Raw genomic sequence first — 670 nt, 5'->3', positions numbered from 1 at the left:
CTCTATGGTCACATTTTCCAAAGTGTTCTGTTCACGATTTGCATACAATGTCGCGGTCCTACAACCCCAGCCACGCCTTGCGACGCCACTGGTTTGGGCTGTTCCCCGTTCGCTCGCCACTACTGGGGGAATCATTAATTTATTTTCTCTTCCTGCAGGTACTAAGATGTTTCAGTTCCCTGCGTTAGCTCTCAATCTTGAAGATTGAGTAACCGTCCTTCAGACGGCTAGGTTGTCCCATTCGGAAATCTTCGGATCAAGGGTTATTTGCACCTACCCGAAGCTTATCGCAGCTTATCACGTCCTTCATCGCCTCCGTGAGCCTAGGCATCCGCCATACGCCCTTTCTTACTTTCTTTACGACTGTATTTGCTATCAGTTTAACCTGACAGCGAATAAGTAGCTCATACTTTCAGCTGTATTCTAACTTGTGAAATCTCATCTTGCGATTTGATTCACTTTAGTCTGAACTAAAGTTCATTACTTACAGTTTTGCTTGTGTCAATATGTCAAAGATCTTTTTGTGTAGAATTTTAATGATTGGCTCCTTTCAGTCGCCTATCCTTAAATTCTCACAATAGTGGAGAATAACGGATTCGAACCGTTGACCCCCTGCGTGCAAAGCAGGTGCTCTAGCCAACTGAGCTAATCCCCCAAGTAAGAACGAGAA

At 44.6% G+C, this 670-nt stretch carries 1 tRNA gene and 1 rRNA gene; both read right to left on the bottom strand.

Annotation, left to right across the window (positions count from 1 at the left end):
* A 23S ribosomal RNA gene (locus CFT61_RS16400) occupies nt 1–358 on the bottom strand; the annotation flags it as partial.
* A 223-nt stretch (nt 359–581) separates the two neighbouring features.
* Nucleotides 582–655, bottom strand: a tRNA-Ala gene (locus CFT61_RS16395).
* Nucleotides 656–670: the final 15 nt, after the last annotated feature.

It is taken from the genome of Segatella copri, assembly GCF_002224675.1.
GTDB classification, from domain to species: Bacteria; Bacteroidota; Bacteroidia; order Bacteroidales; family Bacteroidaceae; genus Prevotella; species Prevotella copri_U.
This window is presented reverse-complemented; position numbering and strand designations above follow the sequence as displayed.